The sequence below is a fragment of the Chitinivibrionales bacterium genome, from assembly GCA_014728215.1.
In the GTDB taxonomy this organism is placed as follows: domain Bacteria; phylum Fibrobacterota; class Chitinivibrionia; order Chitinivibrionales; family WJKA01; genus WJKA01.
Map to the genome: position 1 here is coordinate 24,111 of WJLZ01000167.1, position 16,858 is coordinate 40,968.

Genomic DNA, 16,858 nt, shown 5'->3' on the forward strand with positions numbered 1-16,858 from the left:
TTTCACATTTTCAATGTGGGATATGAAAGTTATTCCTCTTGCAATTCCTTTATTGACCCGGAGGCCAAGATTCCACTCCATCGAGAAAGGTGAGAAGTGAAGATAGCTGTAATATTCAATAAAACCGCTGTACAGGCTGATGATGTCATTGAGATATTCGGTCCCCAGACAAAAGAGCGTTATAATCCGAAAACGGTGGAGAAAGTTGCTACCGCCCTTGAAAAGTGTGGACATAATGTGCGGGTAATTGAGGGCAATATTAACGTCGCAGAGGAGCTTCGCAATTTCATGCCCCGGGTTATGGAAGGCGAAAAACCGGGTATGGTATTCAATATGGCCTATGGCATACAGGGCCAGAGCAGATACACCCATATTCCGGCGATGCTTGAAATGCTTGGCGTACCCTATGTCGGCTCCGGACCCCAGGCCCATGCGGTGGCACTCGATAAGGTCATGAGTAAGATTGTTTTTGAGCAGCACAATCTTCCCACACCGCGCTACTGGCTTTTTTCATCGGCCAATGAAAATCTTGCCCGTGAGGTACTCTTTCCTGCTATTGTGAAACCGAAGATGGAAGCGGTTTCCATGGGAATTGCAGTAGTGCATTCTACCGGGGAACTGCTTGAGGCCGTAATAAACATCACACAGACGTTCAGTCAACAGGCTCTGGTTGAAGAGTTTATTGCCGGAAGAGAGTTTGCCGTAGGACTTTTAGGCAACGGACCAGATCTTGAAACATTTCCTGTTGTCGAATTTGATTTTGGCGGCATTAAAGAAGGTATTCAGAGTCATGATGCAAAGATGATGGCACCGGTATCGAAGGTTTGTCCGGCAAAAATACCCGAAGAACTCAATAATGAACTGAAGCGAATTGCCAAAGAAGCCTTTAATGCCCTTGGCACACTCGATTTTGCCCGAATCGATTTCCGGGTAGATGGATCGAACAAGATATACATTCTTGAGATAAATTCGATGGCCAGTCTTGGTATGACCGGTTCCTATGTCTGTTCGGCAAAGGCAAATGGGTATTCATTCGAAATCCTGGTTAACCGTATTGTGGAGGTTGCCACAACCCGGTATTTTGGAAATCGTTTCATTACTGCGCCGGAAGAGGAAGAACTCCGGGCACGGGATGAAGCCATGCCGCTTCGAGTTCGGCTAAGGAGTCATGTGCGGGGAAACATCCCGGCTATTATCGACTATGTAAAACTCATGACCAGAATGGATACTTATGTCAATGATACCGAGGGGATAAATTCATTGGGAAACTGGATATCGGCCCGAATGAAAAATCTTGGATTCAACCGTCAGGTATTCCCCCAGACCGAAGCAGGAAATATTCTTTATTTTACCAACCATGAAGACCAACACAATGATATCCTGCTTATAAGTCATCTCGATACGATCTATACCTATTCGGAACGGGTCCCCTACAGGGAAGTACAGGGACGGATCTACGGTTCGGGTATTGCCGAGAGCAAAGGTGGTCTGGCAGTCATGCTCGGAGCATTGCAGGCGCTCCGGTTTACCCGCTGGCTGAAAAAAGTGCGATGCGCGGTTCTCTGCATTACCGATGATTCCCTGGGAGGTAAATTCGGCGGCAAATTGATTACCGACTTCTCGAAAAAATCAAAATATACCGTTGGTTTGAAATCTGGAGGAAAGGCTGGAGGTATTATAACTTCATGCAGCGGCAGTGCCAAATACCAGATTGTTCTTTCTCATGCCCGTAGTCCCGAAGAATCGAAACAGACCGACATTATCGGTGTGACGGCACATAAAATCCTTGCATGGCAAAAACTCGATTCGGAAAAAGACGGGCTCATGGTTCGGCCTGTATCACTCGAAGCGAAAACGGGGTTCGGCCTCTCAACCGATTATGCAAAGACTGCTCTGGAAGTTCGATTCAAAGATGAGAAACAGGTGGATATCCTCAATGAAGAAATCAGAAAGATTGCCGGAAAAAGCATCGATTCAAAAGTCCGGATTAGAGTAAAAAGAAGCATCTACTGCCCCGCATTCAATGAAAACCAGCATGTGAACGACTTTTACGGCAAGGTAAAAGTAATGGCCGAAAAACTGGAAGTACGGGCCGCATCGATACACCGGATAACATCATCGGCCATCGGGTATGTTGTTCCCGAGAGCCGTGCACTGGAAGGACTCGGGCCCGCAGGAGGCGATCAGCGTTCTCCTACCGAATATATAATCAGGGACAGCTTACTGGACCGTGCTACCTTGCTTGCCTTGATCATCCGGATGTCGATAAAAGATTAACCGTGCCACCAAAAAGGAGCTTTTCCATGCATGGCTCGTCGCAAAAATTCGCTGTTTCAAAAAACGGTATGGTTTCTACGGCCTTTCCTTTAGCCACCGAAGCCGGTGTTGCAATGTTGAGGGCCGGTGGCAATGCCATTGATGCCGCCTGTGCTGCAGCCTGGACCCTGGGTGTATGCGAACCCCAGGCAAGCGGCCTCGGCGGTCAAACCATGATGCTTCTTTATGGTGGTCGAAAAGTAATTGCTCTGGACGGTTCCTCCCGGGCTCCATCACTGACCCATGTCAATGCAATTTACCGGGATGACCGGACATTGGGATACAGGGCATCAACCGTACCCAGCACCCCGGCAACGCTCGGATATGCACATCTGCGCTACGGAACATTGCCCCGGGAGCAGATTATGGAACCGGCAATTGCCGCTGCCGCCCACGGCTACACGATCACTCCCCTGCAGCACCGTCTCCAGCATGAACAACTAGAAAACTTCAATATAATCGAATCCCGCTCGGGCGCCGATTATTTCCTTGATAATGGCACCGCCTATGCAGAAGGCGCGCTCTTTCGTCAACCCGACCTGGCGGTGCTCCTTAAGACATTATCAATAAAGGGAATAGAAGAATTCTACAATGGCACGACAGCCAAACAGATCGATGCTGATATGCGGGAAAACGGCGGACTACTCCGGTATGATGATCTTGCCCTTATTCCCTTGCCTCTTCTCAGAACACCACTCAAGTGCACATTCAGAAAACACCGGGTCTATTCCATGCCCCCGCCGGGGGCAGGACGGTCCCTTCTGTTTGCACTTCTGATGATCGATGCTATTCCGGCAAAACTGCTGAGAGATAAGGACCGCCGAAGGCTTCATATATTCGCCGAAGTCTTCCGAAAAACCCTGCTCGAAAGAGCCGACAGACCCTTTGATCCCAATTTCTATCCTCAACATCACGAAAAAGATATGCTCGACCGCTCATATTCACGTGAGAGTATTACCGAGCTCATAAATGCTGTCGATAGAACTATTTTACCATCCCTTATTACCGAAGATGAAATTTCGGGCGAAACAACGCATCTTTCGGTTATTGACCACAATGGATGGGCGGTCAGCCTGACACAATCAATCGAACGGGTATACGGCAGCAAAGCCGCCGCCGGAGGCCTGGGCTTCCTTTATAATAACTATCTTTCCGATTTTGAATACAAACTTCCGGAAAATCCCTATTATCTTCGCCCCAATTCCGTTCCCTGGGCATCAGTAGCACCTTCACTGATATTCAAAAAAGGAGAATTATGGATGGCTCTTGGATCACCCGGCAGCGGGCGGATCTTCTCTACACTGGCCCAGTTCCTGGTCCATGTCATCGATGATAAAATGTCGCTCTTCGATGCCATGAATGCTCCGAGGATCCATTGCTCACTGGGAGGACGGGTCAGCATCGAACGAGAACGGTTCCCGCAAGGCGTTGTCGATTTCCTTGAAGCAAAAGGGTACCGTATCGATCTGAGAGATCCCTATGCTTTTTACCTCGGTGCGGTTCATGCTGTTGTAATGTCGGAAAATGAATTCGAGGGAGTAGCGGAAATCCGGCGAGATGGAACGGCAGGCGGAATATAACAATGAAACTCCCTGTCCTGATTACCATCCCCCATGGTGGCACATCTGTACCACCCGAAATTAACGATCATATTGCACTTACACCGGAGGATATTCTCAAAGATGGAGACGCCTTTACCCGGGAGATATACGACCTGCGCAATAATGCGGTCGATACAATTATCTCGGAAACGGCCCGTGCGATTATCGACGTCAATCGTGCTCCCGATGATTTTCCACCGGGGAACCCTGATGGAGTTCTGAAAAGCGTTACCTGTTATAATAAATCGGTGTATTTGCCCGGAAAAACACCCGAAAGCAAAACTGCAGACCTGCTGCTGAAACGGTATTATGCCTCATTTCACCGAAAAATCAACAATTCTCTTGCAAGAAATAAGGAATTAAAGCTCGGATTGGACTGCCATTCAATGGCGGCATTCGCTCCTCCGATATCCCCGGACAGACAAAGTCCCCGACCCGCAATATGCCTTGGCAATCGCAGAGGTCAAAGCTGCCCTTTTCCCCTTGTGGAAAAACTCAGAGAGCGCCTTTCCGATGCCTTTGCTGTTTCGAAAAATGATATACGAATTAACGATCCCTTTGCAGGTGGCTATATTATCGGGACCTATGGGAACGAACCAATACCCTGGATTCAAATAGAACTCAACAGAAATTTATACATGACATTGCCTTCAAAGGAAGGCGAAAAAATTCTCCAGGATAATACAAGAATTCAAGACGTTAACCGAAAACTTAACCAGGGCTTACAAAGCTTTTTCCGCTCCTGCGGACTTTAACAAACTATTCCCAAAGATCTTCAGCATCATTGACATCGCTGACGATCTCAGCATAACCGTCTTTGGCTCTGTTTTCGAAATCAAGCTCTTCTACATCATCCTCATTAGAGAAATCTTCCTCGTAATCCTCATGTTCACGAAGAATTTCATCAGCATCATAGGATTCATTCAGCAGCATGCAACCTTCTCCTTAAAACGTTTAAATCAGAACCATTCCTTCTTATTTTTATAAAAAAGGAATAATTATTTCTTATTTCCTTTCCCCTAGCCAAAGGAAAGTATCTGGCAAAATGGTTAATGGCAGCAAAAATCGCAAGACCCATTATCCATTAATTCAGCAAGCTATGTAATTTAATAAAAAATTTTGAAAAATTCATGAAAAATTTCATTTATTTAAAAAAATATCTGCAAATATAATGCCTTTTCATTTCTTATCCTACCACCCCTCTTCATCGGTAAAATCATGAGCAATTATCCGCAATTTTTTTGTTTCATTTTTATCATTATTTTTAATCTGGAGTATTCTTGCACCAATCATTAACTATCAGAGGGGAATACCCCTTTGAGGGGATACGCCCCCGGCTTTCGCCAACCACAGCCTTACAAGAGTGCAACCACTCCTTTTTGGTAACCGGCTCGACGGTATTTCAAGAAACCACCGACAGTAAAACAGGATGATTCAAATAATTGTTAAAAAAGAATCAAGTGCTTGATATATATGTTGGATAGGAAGAATAATTCAACAATGAAACCGGCGTTGCTTTCTGTGCATACGGCCAGCTATGTTCCGAAGGAAGGAGTCCTTTGGTATAGCACTTTTTGAGCATGGTTCCCAATCCTTCAACATGGAAATACAAGGTGTCTCTCTTTTTCGTTCTTTTGATGAGACTGCTCGGAAATGTCGATATCCCGGTAATTGATTCCTGACCGCCGTTTACGCAAAGCGTTAAAGGAGTCGCCGCTTCAATTCCGCAGAGGGTCGGTTTATCATTGCGAACAGCATCAATCGTCTGCAGCACCTTTTCATAAGGGTCATCCATGGGAGAGCCGTAACTCTTTGTATTTCCATTATTAAACCGTGCGATCAAATTCTGACTTCCTTCGGCAAAAGTAACCCTGGCATTTTCAAACTCGAATTCGAACAGGGGCCCAATTTGTTCTTTTGTCGTATGTGATGCATAATGAAGGACTTGCACGCCGGAATCGGTGACACATCGCAGGGCGGCAGTATCATAATTTTCGATTGGATACGCACGAAACGCCTCGATTTCGATGCTCGATGGAACTGCACTCCTTTCGGTTTGTTTGCCAAGTACATAGAGTGAGTTGTGAAGAAAATGAGCGGTGGCATTTTGCACCGGGCTGTCGAGTACCCATTTACCGTCGGGATCTTTCAGCTTTCCCGCCCAGTTGTTTCGATGATAATATGATTCCGGCCGGGGCCAGAAAGTCAGGCTTTTAAAGATTTTGGAGCACCGAATACCCCCTTCAGAACATCCTGTTTCAAAGCTTGAATCGCCCTGCTGAATGACCATTGATAGCCGATTGCCACCAGCTTGCCTGTTCTATCACGAACATTTTTCATTGTCTGGATACCCTGAACAACTCCGCAAATGGGCTTTTCACAAAGCACATTGCTCCCCTGCTCCAGAGCAAAACAGGTGTGCGGAACATAATATTGGATCGGCGTCGGAATTATCATCAGGTCTACGGATAGATTATCATAAAATGCTTCAAAGGAAGAAAAGATTCGAATTCTCCTGTCTTTTAGCTCTTGCAGGCGGATACATTCATTGGGATTGATACTGATCGCGCCGGCGAAAGTTACCGAACTCACCGTGCGGTCGAGCAATGCGGAAAGAAAGAAATTACTGTAACCGGTAAGCGCTGCAAGACCAACGGAGATATCCTTTCCCATCCTTATCCCTCCTGTATCTCATTTCTTCTGTCTCCAGCATGAAGAAACAGATTCACGCAGGGATCATCGGGGTCTGCTGTCAGATGATGGTCTTCTCCGGGATCGACCACAAAGACATCACCGGTAATCATGGGATGTTTCTCCCCGTTTACTTCCAGAACGGCTTTTCCTCCAAGAACCACAAACACTTCACTCTCGTCTTCATGAATGTGCAGATCTCTGCCCCCCGGGCCGTCATTGGTGTGGGTCCTTTGATTGGGCTTCTTAAACCCCATCCCGCCCCCATTGATATACTTTCCGGGGATAATACCTTTCAGAAAATGGCCCTCTCGGATATCGGGCAACGAAGTCAATCGATACTTTTTCAAATCAGGCTCCTTCACTATTTATCCTTATCAAAATACAATATTTCTATTTGGAGAGGGCTTTCCCGTCATACCGACCAGTATTAAAAAACGGGCCACCGGAAAAATAACCTGTCGTAAAGCCCTTTTCCGAAAAAACACTTGCATTACTGTACCAAATGTCATACTATTAATTAGTACCTGTTCAGAAAAGCCTTTTCTGAACGGAGTGATGGAGTTTTGTTGCGAGTATCCGATATAATAATGGTTGTACAACAAAAGCATTGCCCTGCAATTTCACTCCACCAATATTCCGTTTAAAATTGATAAAAGTTAATTTTGAGCAGGTACTGATTAATACATCCTTTTTACCTTAACATTTATGTAATTCCCGGCCTATGGAATTTAATGAACAAGCCAGAGCCTGCTTCAAAGCGGCTCGTGAAGATCCTTCCAATCCCAAATTTACCTACGAGCTTAACTCCCTTTACTGGTCGACAATTCAGGGCAGGATTGGCGATCTTATTCTTGAGGAAAAGGATGTTTATTCCTTTCTTGACGCCGAGCAAGACTTCATAAATCTGGGTCTTGTTCCCGAGCTGATTGAAAATAGTGAGGAAATTAAATCCTCAACCAAAGAGAATCAGGAAAATCATTCACCTCTTACAGTGCAGACCGTCACCGAATGGCTGAAAGAGACCATTGAAAAAATTAATCAAGGCAATAAAAAAGAATTTCTGGAACGGGATATTGCCATGTATCGTCGGCAACGGAAAAAAGCCGGCAAAGAGATTGCATCAATTCAGGAGGGACGTAAAAACCTTTTGCTCTCTGCACTTGATGGCGTCTGTTCCACTCCGGAGCTAACGTTTATCAATAATCTACCCGAGATCGATAAAACAACCCTTTCTCTTATGAGGACAAAGCACAGTGTTGCGAAGGGAAAGTTTATGTCGGTACCCGAACGGCGAGACTTGGTGGCACGGGAAGCTAAAGTCAAAGAAGCCACCGAAAAGGTCGACAAGCTTTATAACAAAATTAAATCCGACAAACAACGGCTTGAATTGCGCAATTATGCTCGTCAGGTGAATGATCTATTCAATCAGATTATCGATGTGGAAGAAAATATCGTTAAGGCCAAAGATGAAATAGGGGAAATAGAAAAACAGCAGGAGGAATTGTCGCCAAAAGAAATCCAGGCCGGTATCACCAAAGAACTTGATTACCTTCGGGACCTGATGAAACTCTCGGCAAAACGGCTTCGAAACGAAAGTTGTCCGATTTTGAGAAGTGAGAAAGGCATATTTACCTGGAAACAGCTCTATTCGTGTCTTGATACGATTCTTGAATTTGACCCCGGCGTTTTCAGGAATGATCGGGCCTCCTTTATCGGCAAACCCTCGATCATGCTGGTACCGGGTAACGGCAACGCCCTCTACGACTGGAAAGCGAACAGAATTTTGGTTCCTCTTTGCCCACCGGCTGGCAATTTTATGGCGTCGATCGCTTCGGCAATAATCGAATACCGTATTGATGTTGATGATGATAAAACCATGATGAACTCCTACAGCAAACTCCCCCATCTCAAGGGAGTCCGCTCACTGTTTCAAATCAGATCAAGCTTTACCAAAGATTACACTACCTGGATGACCTCCGAGGCAAAGGGATTCAAAGTGCTCCAAAAAGAAACCAGGGTCTGGTTCGAGCATGAGATTGCCCCCAGTAAAAACGAGATTTACTGCCCTCCCCGGTATCAATCTTTCAATCTATCATCAGATCAATTCAGAAAACTTTTAGAAGAAACCGAAAGCCGCCTGGCGGATACTCTTGCCGAATCGGCTCCCGACGACCTCTTTGTTGCCGGCATCCTCAATTATCAGCAGGGTAATTTCGAACGCGCATTCGATTGCATCAAAGCTTACAGTGAAAAGCAACCCGAAAATCCTCTGGGTCAGTATAACCTCGGTCAGACCGGCATGAAAGTGTCCCGTAAAACTGAGGCGATCAATGCGTTTACCGAATTCTACCAGAAAAATCCCCAATCCTGGTGGGCGGGCGTAGCCCGGGAGCATCTGCGGCGATTGCAGATGGGATAAATAAATAGAGACCACCCGAACTGACGGATAACCCCGGAAAATTATTTTGTTTGCGAATTTTACCAGCTATTTCGAGCATTGTACGGGTATGGCTTTTAGATTTCCGGTGGTATCATCTATTTTAATGCTACACCTTACAAAGGAGATCGGTTATGAATGCAGGTATAATCGTCTATTCACAAACCGGCCATACTGTTCATGTTGCTCGTGCACTGGCAGACCTTTTACGGAAGAATGGCCATGATGCCGATATTCAGATGCTTCGAACAAACGGCATCGTCAAGCCAGGGGCCAGAGATTTCACCATTGTAAACACACCTGAAATCGATCAGTTCGACACCCTTATTTTCGGGACTCCTGTATGGGCATTTACTGCGGCACCGGTTATAATAAAATATCTAACTTCACTCAGTTCATTGAAGGGCAAAAAGACCCTTCCCTTCGCGGTAAAAGCGCTCCCCTTTTCCTGGACCGGCGGCAAGCAGGCGATCAACAAAATAACCGAAATGCTTGTTCTAAGCGGCGCTGAGGTCTGTGAAGGCGAAATTGTGCATTATGCAAGGAAACCCAGCGACGAAAAAATCGGAGAGATTGCCGAAAGTATGTATAAAAAGCTTGGGGAATGATGGTATTCTTTTAATATTATCAAAAGGTAATAAGAAAGTAAAAAGCTCGGGACGGGGTTTCTTTATTTCTTTAAACAACATGTTATCTTATCAATACTATTCTTTTCCCTCTTCAAGACCTTTATAATACAGCTTTGATACCGACGGCACCCCTATTCCAAGAAAATCTGCAATCTCTTTCATCGTAATCCCAAGACTATGTGCTTTAAAACAAAATGTCTCACGAGCTTTTGACCTGCTATTCATGCGTCCTTTGCGCAGAAGATCCTGCATTTTAATCCCATTTGAGCGACAAATCCATTCCGCTACCTGTCTTATATCCTTATCCACTTTGCTAATCAATTTTTCCTTTTCGTGATCAAGCTTTGCCTTGTGAAGCACTTCCTCAATAAAGCTTCTATCGCCAATAATGCGATCATCAACAGCTTTATTGCTCTGTTGAGCTTGCTTGTCCTTGAATATATAGATGTCCTCCTGAAAAAGTCCGGTATCCTTCTCAAGTCCTTCCTGCATAAAAGATAGGTAGGCTTGAATTGCATTTTTCCTGCTTTTGCAGAATCGAGCAAGTACCTCGCCACTTTGTTGCCATTCAGGTTTATTATAACCGACAATTCCACCATGACCGCACCAGGGATAAGATTCTAATTCCTTGAGATTTTTTACAACCCCGCCACGAACCGGATTAAGATGGATATATCTTACAAGCTCCAGGAAATAAACCCGCTCTTGACATATACGTGACCTGTATCGATCCTGATATACATATCCCTGCTTCGTGTGCCTTTTGTTAAAATACATTGCATAGGTAGTATTCAATTTTCGCATAAATCGGCTTAAGCTAACTGTGCTGGTACGAATGAGAAAATGATAGTGATTACTCATAAGCGCCCAGGCATAGCAGCGGTAATTATTTTCTTGCAGTAATCTTCCAATACGTGCGATAAAGAAACGGCGATCATTGTCATCAATAAAAATCTCTCGACCATCAATACCACGTGAAATGATATGATGGACTGCTCCAGGAATGGATATGCGTCGCTTTCGTGGCATGCTATAAATATACTACGCTTCAAGGGATAAAGCAATAAAGAAACTCCGTCCCTATTTATACAAGGAGAACTGCGACACTGTCGCCGACCAGTTAAAAGTATTTAGGAATTTTCATCCGGAGATAATCGACTATTCGGCAGCTTCGTCTGCCCGGACAAATGCCGGAAATTTTCTCACAGTCAGCTCTTCACACCAGGACCAATCATGGTATAATTTAAAGGGGAGCAAAATACCGGATCCACAGCGTTGCATAGGCTATCGACGAATAAAGGACTTGTCATTCTCGCAACACCGGAAGGTAACAACATTAAAAAGCTGCAGATCGGCTATCAGGAATAGCTGGCCTGCATCTCAGCGGTCATCACATGGGTGGTATGATCATCGGTATTAAACCAGAAAAGTAATTTATTATTATGAAGGGTGAAACATTCGGCAAGGGATGGCTTTGCAGTACACGGATAAATGCGCTTGTATTTCCGTTTGGCTTCGCTGATAAGTCTCTGCTGGTGCTTGTTCATTGCATATCCTTTCTAAACGACTGGAGATACAAATGCAAAAGCAATGCCAATCCAAATATGCGCAAATTGAGCTGTAAATGGGCGTTAAAGCGATTAAATGCGCAAGTTTTTCCGGGGCTTGATAGGAAATAAATGCCGGAAAAGAAGAATTGGAGCAATAGAGGGAGGGTGAAAATGAGAAAGCTGGTATCAACTATCCTTGGATGCTTTGCTCTCAGCTATGGGAGCGTCTTTTTTGTTGATCCACAGAATGGGAGTATCAATAACGACGGCTCCTCACAGAATCCCTGGTCGACTTTGCAGGAGGTAATCGACAACAACAAAATCGAGACCAGGCAACCGGCAGCCTATCCTTACCACTGGGGAGAGGCGCTCGAACCGAAGAATGCAGGTGCGCCAGTCAAAGCCGGAGACACACTTCTTTTAAGGACCGGGTTTCACGGCGAGATCACGATTTCACGGTGCTACAACACCGATTTTATTACCATAGCAGCGCAGGAAGGGCATACTCCCGGCGCACTGAGCCTTAAAATCACCGGCGCATGCAAGTGGAGAGTTAAGGGTCTTGAAATAAGCCCCGAATTTGTCTCACCCTATGCAAAAGTGAGCCCGCTTGCAGTTGTCGAAAATCACAACTATTCCGGCCCGAGCAGGGAAATCTTTGTGGAAGACTGTTTTATCTATTCTCTCAAAGACGCTTCCTCCTGGACAATGAGCGACTGGGACACAAAATCCTGCAATGCGATCGGTGTTTCTGGGACTCACGTCACCATCCGCAACAATCACTGCAAAAATGTCAATTTCGGTATCAGTGTTTCGGGTGACAGTTGTTTGATCGACCGCAACACGGTCGAGAATTTTGCCGGTGACGGCCTCCGGGGGCTTGGTGATGATGAAACGTTCAGCAACAACCTGATCAAGAATTGCTATGATGTCAACTCTAATCACGATGATGGTTTTCAGTCGTGGTCGCGCACCGCAGACGGCGTCGGGAAGGGCACTGTCTATCGGATCAAGCTGATCGGCAATACCATAATCAACTACGAAAATCCCGATCAGCCGTTCAGAGGCACACTCCAGGGAATCGGCTGTTTTGACGGCTTCTTCGAAGACTGGGTGATAAAAAACAATGTGATAATAACCGACCACTGGCACGGCATCACACTTTTGGGTGCTTTCAACTGCCGTATAGTCAATAACACGGTCTGCGATCTCAACAATCAGAATCCCGGCCCCCCATGGATTCGGATCGGCGACCATAAAACCCGGGGATCAAGCAGCGGTTGCATTGTACGCAACAATCTTACTACAAGCCTCAACAGCAGCGATATCGGCGTTACTGAAGACCACAATATTATTATCAGCGATCCGACAGATTTTTTTGTCGACTATGATGCTCTCGACCTTCGTCTTAAAGCAGAATGTGATGCTATCGATGCTGGAAATGAATCCCTGGCTCCCTCAACAGATATCACCGGAACGCTCCGTCCACAGGGTTCCGGCATTGATATCGGCGCCTACGAATACACCGATACGGCAGTCGATCCGACCAAAGCTGCCGGTATTGGGGGCCACAATATTGCTTTTCACATTTCAACATGCTCCCGGCACATGGTTGTTTATCTTTCCGGTATGCGGAATATAAATCTTACTCAACTTTCGCTGGTTGATTTTCAGGGACAAAAGGTAATGGAATTTGTCTGCCGGAACAGGTATGAATGGCACGGCAAAAAAGCATATAACCCCGGCCCGGGGATATATGCCCTGACCGGGGTCATGGATAGAACAATTTTTTATCGGAAACTGGTCGTCACCGAATGATCGCCGTGGCGGCATCACTTTTCCGTGTTTTTCCGACCAATGCGAAAAATTGATTTCGCTTTACTAATAATTAACCATACACGTATCCGCCGACTGATTTCCCATGGTATCGGTAGCCATGGCAAATATTACGTTGCTACCGGCGGATAGCTGGACCGCCTCCGAGCTTCGATAGCTGTTTCCCCACTCCCTTGTTGCGGGGAGATCATTGATTCTCACGGTCTCCACTCCCGACTGATCGGTCACTTCCACCTGTACCCAGATCTGCTGTTCCTTTGATGTTGAACCGCATACTGGATCGGTAAAACTAATGGATGGCCCCTGGGTGTCTCCTCCGGAGGTCGTCGTCGTATCGGTCGTCGTCGTGTCGGTACCGCTCGTATCCTGACTGTAGTAGATCACACAGGTGTCGATCGTCTGGTTACCGGCAAGATCATCCGCACGGATGATTATCATATTCGATCCAGGGCTTAAGCTGATCTGACGATTGCTCCGATAGGTGATGCTGTCCTCCTGTTCACCATTATCATAACCGATAAGAACCATTCCTAATCCCGAAGGATCGGTTATCCGGGCCCGTACCCAGACGTGCGATGAGTCGATTGTCGACCCGCAGGTGGGACTCACCACGCTGATCGACGGCCCCTGGGTGTCGGTGCCCGGCGTGGTCGTGTCGACAGTCCCCGTATCGATGGTACTGGTGTCGGTACCGCTCGTGTCTTGACTGTAGTAGATCATACAGGTGTCGATCGACTGGTTACCGATCATATCGAAGGCCTTGATTAAAATCATATTCGCCCCCGATGTCAGGCTCAGCGGCTGGTGAATGGCATATCTCGACGAATCAGTCATTTCAGCAGGCTCCTCGTTAATCATCACCCGCTCAACGCCCGACGGATCGGTTGCCTGGATCTCGACCCATACCTGTTGCTCGATAACCGTCGACCCGCAGGACGGATTCATCACACTGATCGACGGCCCCTGGGTGTCGGTGCCCGGCGTGGTTGTGTCGACAGTTCCCGTATCGATGGTACTGGTGTCGGTACCGCTCGTATCACCATTATACATGTAGTTTACAACCATCGTAGCGGTTGTGCCGTTTTTATCCCTGGCGGTAATGGTAAGACTGTTCATTCCCGGTGTAAGTGTTAGTGGAGTAGCGAATTCAGCGCTCGAACGAATGCTGTCAACCGGGAAACTGGTATCACTGGTGGACACTGCAACCAGAGGTCTTTCGGCAAAGACATGGAATCGGAATACTATCGGACTCACGGTCACCGTGTCTCCCGGCTGGGGGTCTTCAACCACAATCATGGGAGGACTTCCAGCCCTGGTGGTGTCGGTAGATCCGGTATCCGGCGGCGCTATCACAAAAACGGTAATCGAGTCGGAATGGGCAATATTGCTTTCATAATCCCGAGCGGAAAAAACCAGGACATTGGGTCCCTCCGTGCAACTTACCCGGGCGGAATAGACACCGTCGAGGCCGATCTCCATCCGTTTTCCATTGACAATCACCGCGGCCACCCCCGAGGGGTCGGTTGCCCGTGCTGCAGCGGTAATGGTCGACGTTGTCAGGGTGTCGCCGTTATGTGGAGTAACAATTGTCAACTCGGGAGCGGTGGTATCGGCTGTAACAGTACCCGTACCGCTCCACTCCGCGGGAGGGACCGCACCACCGTGGCGGAGCAACGTATACACCGCAACCGCACTGCCGGATTCTCCCCGCAGCACCAGATAGTTGCCGCTGATGGTACCGTGAAAGGTAACTGGTGTACTGTCCGATGTCATGGCCTCCAGAACAAGTGTATCCCCCTTGACCACGGTGGAAAGTGTGTCTTTAGCCACCACGCTGTCACCATCCGAGTAAGAATAGCGGATCGTATATCCTGTAAATATATCCACAATCACATCAACCGACATGTCCGCATTTCCGAACACTCCAAGGGGTGCGCTGTCGACCCGTGCCGTATAGAGCCGCCAGGCACCATTGAACTGCATGTCCGAAGCCGTCGTATCGGTAGCTTCAGCAACAACCACCACCCAGCTCAGGGTATCATACACTCCCTTGCCGTCGGTCACCGCAACCGCAACCTTGTTGAGCCCCAGTGCTTCGGCGCCGGGGAGCCAGGTAATGATGCTGTCGTCGAGGCCCATTCCTATGGTAGAATCGACAAAGGAGAAGATAAGTGGATCGTTGTTGGCATCGACGGCATACACCGTATCGGTGTACTGCTCTCCCACGTTCGCCCGGTCGGTCATCCACGACGGACCGTGGATAAAGTAGGCCTGCAGGTTTTCATCCCTCACAACCACGGTAATGCTGGTAGTGGCATAGACCGTACTGTCGATCCCCTGGGCCCTGAGACCGACATAGCGGGTACCGACCGCGCCGGTGGCGATCTCCAGCATGGGGCTCGATGTTGTTGTATCGTGAGTGCCGTCCGAATCGATATCCCAGGCAAAATAGCGGATTTTCACGCTGCCGGTAGTCGATGCATCGGCAAGAATCGTTATCCCCTGATCGGTTGAATTTGCAAAGACAATGGATGGTTTCAGTGTTATGCCGCCCGATGAGGCGCTCTTTACTACAGGCACATCGCCGATATCCGACTGGCCGCCTTCAACCGCCTGAATACCACCGATATCCATGCTGTCGCTCCCGGAGGTTACAGTCAGAGATACATCACCGCCACTGGGCACGCCGCTCAGTGAAAATGTTCCCGACGAATCGGTGGTATCGGAAATCACCCCGCCCACGGCAGTAACTACCGCTCCCGAAAGTACATCCTGAGTAGTGGCGGCTTGCTTACCGAGTGCAACCTGCCTTTTGGCCGTGCCGGTTGGTTTGAACAGACGCCCCGAGACCGTTCCTCCCATACGATCCAGAACGATCTGAACATTTTTTACTGTATCGTCCGACACCACGGTTGTTTCAAAGGAGCCGTATCCCATTCCCGGATAGGCGGCAAAAAGTTTCACCGTCCCGGGCTCTACTTTGCTGAGGAAAAATTCGCCGTTTGTCAGCGACATGTCCCTGGACACTTGCCGTTCGACAGCAATACCCGCCATGATGACCGGCATACCCCCGGCATCCACAATCTGCCCCTGGATTGTTCCGTAGCGATAGGTAAGCTGCATGGCCCCGGCATCGGCAAGCACCGCACTCGCACCCACCGCAAGGGCCGCAGAAAGGGTGTCCCGGTAATCGAGCAGATGATAGTGTAGGCTATAAGTCCCCTCCGGTAAACCATCCAGAGTAAAAGAACCGTCGGTAAGCGAAACCGTCGAAAGTCCTCCCGGCTCCGCAACAACCGTCGCCCCGGGAAGGGCGTTACCACTGCCGTCGGTTACCGTTCCCCCAATCGTATATGTTTGTGTCTCCTGCTGTGCGGTATTCGACGATATACCATCATCGGTGGCACACTTCACTCCGATAAGTGCACAGGTGGTAAGAATGATCCCGAGTATGCCTCGACCTTGCATCAGCTCCTCCTCGTTTATAAACGTTTATAAGATTATGGCAAGTACTATTACCCACTATAAAATAGAGGGTGCAGGTAATCAATTAAAGAATATCCGGAAACCTGAAGGAAATAAAGCAGAACCATCCCTTTTTTGTTTTTATTGTCATAATATCCGAAATATTTACACAAATCGATAAAGAATGAAATATGTATGACATAGACAAAATATAAATTAGCAAAAAGGGTGTCAATATCGGAGATTAATCCCTTACTAGAGATGTAAATTCAGACTGGTTCGGCATATCGCCTATAATATCAACCAGTTACATCCTTATCATCGATTGTT

14 protein-coding genes are annotated in these 16,858 nt (G+C 47.3%); 7 read left to right on the forward strand and 7 right to left on the reverse strand.

Features of this window, described 5'->3' with window-relative positions:
- The first annotated feature begins 96 nt into the window (after positions 1-96).
- Genes GF401_14850 through GF401_14860 form a run of 3 tightly spaced genes read left to right on the forward strand, consistent with a single transcriptional unit; the run spans position 97 to position 4,672 of the window.
- On the forward strand, positions 97-2,277 hold the full coding sequence (locus tag GF401_14850; GenBank protein ID MBD3346331.1) for a M20/M25/M40 family metallo-hydrolase: 2,181 nt from the start codon (positions 97-99) through the stop codon (positions 2,275-2,277).
- A gap of 26 nt (positions 2,278-2,303) precedes the next feature.
- Positions 2,304-3,896 (forward strand): gamma-glutamyltransferase, encoded by a 1,593-nt coding sequence (locus GF401_14855; protein ID MBD3346332.1) that lies wholly within the window; start codon positions 2,304-2,306, stop codon positions 3,894-3,896.
- Positions 3,897-3,898: 2 nt separating this feature from the next.
- Positions 3,899-4,672 carry an N-formylglutamate amidohydrolase gene (locus GF401_14860; GenBank protein MBD3346333.1) on the forward strand — a complete coding sequence of 258 codons (774 nt, stop codon included), beginning with the start codon at positions 3,899-3,901 and terminating at the stop codon, positions 4,670-4,672.
- Between the two features lie 4 nt (positions 4,673-4,676).
- Here GF401_14860 and GF401_14865 read toward each other — a convergent pair whose 3' ends face one another.
- Positions 4,677-4,850, reverse strand: a complete 174-nt coding sequence (locus GF401_14865; protein MBD3346334.1) for a hypothetical protein — start codon at positions 4,848-4,850, stop codon at positions 4,677-4,679.
- 347 nt (positions 4,851-5,197) lie between these two features.
- Between GF401_14865 and GF401_14870 the strand changes: the two genes are divergently transcribed.
- The gene (locus GF401_14870) at positions 5,198-5,350 is read left to right on the forward strand and encodes a hypothetical protein (protein MBD3346335.1); all 153 of its coding nucleotides are present in this window, start codon (positions 5,198-5,200) and stop codon (positions 5,348-5,350) included.
- A gap of 23 nt (positions 5,351-5,373) precedes the next feature.
- On the opposite strand, the gene GF401_14875 is transcribed toward GF401_14870, so the two are convergent.
- The 3 genes from GF401_14875 to GF401_14885 are packed head-to-tail and all read right to left on the reverse strand — an operon-like array spanning position 5,374 to position 6,958.
- Positions 5,374-6,207: a hypothetical protein gene (locus GF401_14875; GenBank protein MBD3346336.1), complete on the reverse strand. Its 834-nt coding sequence runs from the start codon at positions 6,205-6,207 to the stop codon at positions 5,374-5,376.
- Entirely contained in the window at positions 6,123-6,590 is a 468-nt protein-coding gene (locus GF401_14880) for a hypothetical protein (protein ID MBD3346337.1), read from the reverse strand. Before GF401_14880 ends, GF401_14875 begins: the two co-directional genes overlap by 85 nt.
- A 2-nt stretch (positions 6,591-6,592) precedes the next feature.
- Positions 6,593-6,958 carry a cupin domain-containing protein gene (locus GF401_14885; GenBank protein ID MBD3346338.1) on the reverse strand — a complete coding sequence of 122 codons (366 nt, stop codon included), beginning with the start codon at positions 6,956-6,958 and terminating at the stop codon, positions 6,593-6,595.
- A gap of 374 nt (positions 6,959-7,332) precedes the next feature.
- Between GF401_14885 and GF401_14890 the strand changes: the two genes are divergently transcribed.
- Positions 7,333-9,030 carry a hypothetical protein gene (locus tag GF401_14890; protein MBD3346339.1) on the forward strand — a complete coding sequence of 566 codons (1,698 nt, stop codon included), beginning with the start codon at positions 7,333-7,335 and terminating at the stop codon, positions 9,028-9,030.
- Between the two features lie 152 nt (positions 9,031-9,182).
- Positions 9,183-9,656, forward strand: a complete 474-nt coding sequence (locus GF401_14895; protein MBD3346340.1) for a flavodoxin — start codon at positions 9,183-9,185, stop codon at positions 9,654-9,656.
- Positions 9,657-9,752: 96 nt separating this feature from the next.
- Here the strand turns inward: GF401_14895 and GF401_14900 are convergent, their stop codons facing one another.
- Both GF401_14900 and GF401_14905 read right to left on the reverse strand, forming a co-directional pair.
- Positions 9,753-10,706, reverse strand: coding sequence for a hypothetical protein (locus tag GF401_14900; GenBank protein ID MBD3346341.1), 954 nt, complete (start codon positions 10,704-10,706; stop codon positions 9,753-9,755).
- Between the two features lie 329 nt (positions 10,707-11,035).
- Positions 11,036-11,224 carry a hypothetical protein gene (locus GF401_14905; GenBank protein MBD3346342.1) on the reverse strand — a complete coding sequence of 63 codons (189 nt, stop codon included), beginning with the start codon at positions 11,222-11,224 and terminating at the stop codon, positions 11,036-11,038.
- Between the two features lie 132 nt (positions 11,225-11,356).
- Here GF401_14905 and GF401_14910 point away from each other — a divergent pair, with 132 nt between their 5' ends.
- A complete protein-coding gene (locus GF401_14910) occupies positions 11,357-13,045 on the forward strand; it encodes a hypothetical protein (protein MBD3346343.1) in 1,689 nt (562 codons plus the stop codon).
- A gap of 63 nt (positions 13,046-13,108) precedes the next feature.
- On the opposite strand, the gene GF401_14915 is transcribed toward GF401_14910, so the two are convergent.
- Positions 13,109-16,531, reverse strand: a complete 3,423-nt coding sequence (locus GF401_14915) for a hypothetical protein (GenBank protein ID MBD3346344.1) — start codon at positions 16,529-16,531, stop codon at positions 13,109-13,111.
- Positions 16,532-16,858 lie beyond the last annotated feature (327 nt).

Excerpts from the sequence above, each read along its gene's own strand:
- GF401_14860 (MBD3346333.1), top strand. The coding sequence starts at position 3,899 with ATGAAACTCCCTGTCCTGATTACCATCCCCCATGGTGGCACATCTGTA.
- GF401_14875 (MBD3346336.1), bottom strand. The coding sequence starts at position 6,207 with ATGGTCATTCAGCAGGGCGATTCAAGCTTTGAAACAGGATGTTCTGAA.
- GF401_14865 (MBD3346334.1), bottom strand. The coding sequence starts at position 4,850 with ATGCTGCTGAATGAATCCTATGATGCTGATGAAATTCTTCGTGAACAT.
- GF401_14890 (MBD3346339.1), top strand. The coding sequence starts at position 7,333 with ATGGAATTTAATGAACAAGCCAGAGCCTGCTTCAAAGCGGCTCGTGAA.
- GF401_14905 (MBD3346342.1), bottom strand. The coding sequence starts at position 11,224 with ATGAACAAGCACCAGCAGAGACTTATCAGCGAAGCCAAACGGAAATAC.
- GF401_14900 (MBD3346341.1), bottom strand. The coding sequence starts at position 10,706 with ATGCCACGAAAGCGACGCATATCCATTCCTGGAGCAGTCCATCATATC.
- GF401_14880 (MBD3346337.1), bottom strand. The coding sequence starts at position 6,590 with ATGGGAAAGGATATCTCCGTTGGTCTTGCAGCGCTTACCGGTTACAGT.
- GF401_14910 (MBD3346343.1), top strand. The coding sequence starts at position 11,357 with ATGCCGGAAAAGAAGAATTGGAGCAATAGAGGGAGGGTGAAAATGAGA.
- GF401_14895 (MBD3346340.1), top strand. The coding sequence starts at position 9,183 with ATGAATGCAGGTATAATCGTCTATTCACAAACCGGCCATACTGTTCAT.
- GF401_14855 (MBD3346332.1), top strand. The coding sequence starts at position 2,304 with ATGCATGGCTCGTCGCAAAAATTCGCTGTTTCAAAAAACGGTATGGTT.
- GF401_14915 (MBD3346344.1), bottom strand. The coding sequence starts at position 16,531 with ATGCAAGGTCGAGGCATACTCGGGATCATTCTTACCACCTGTGCACTT.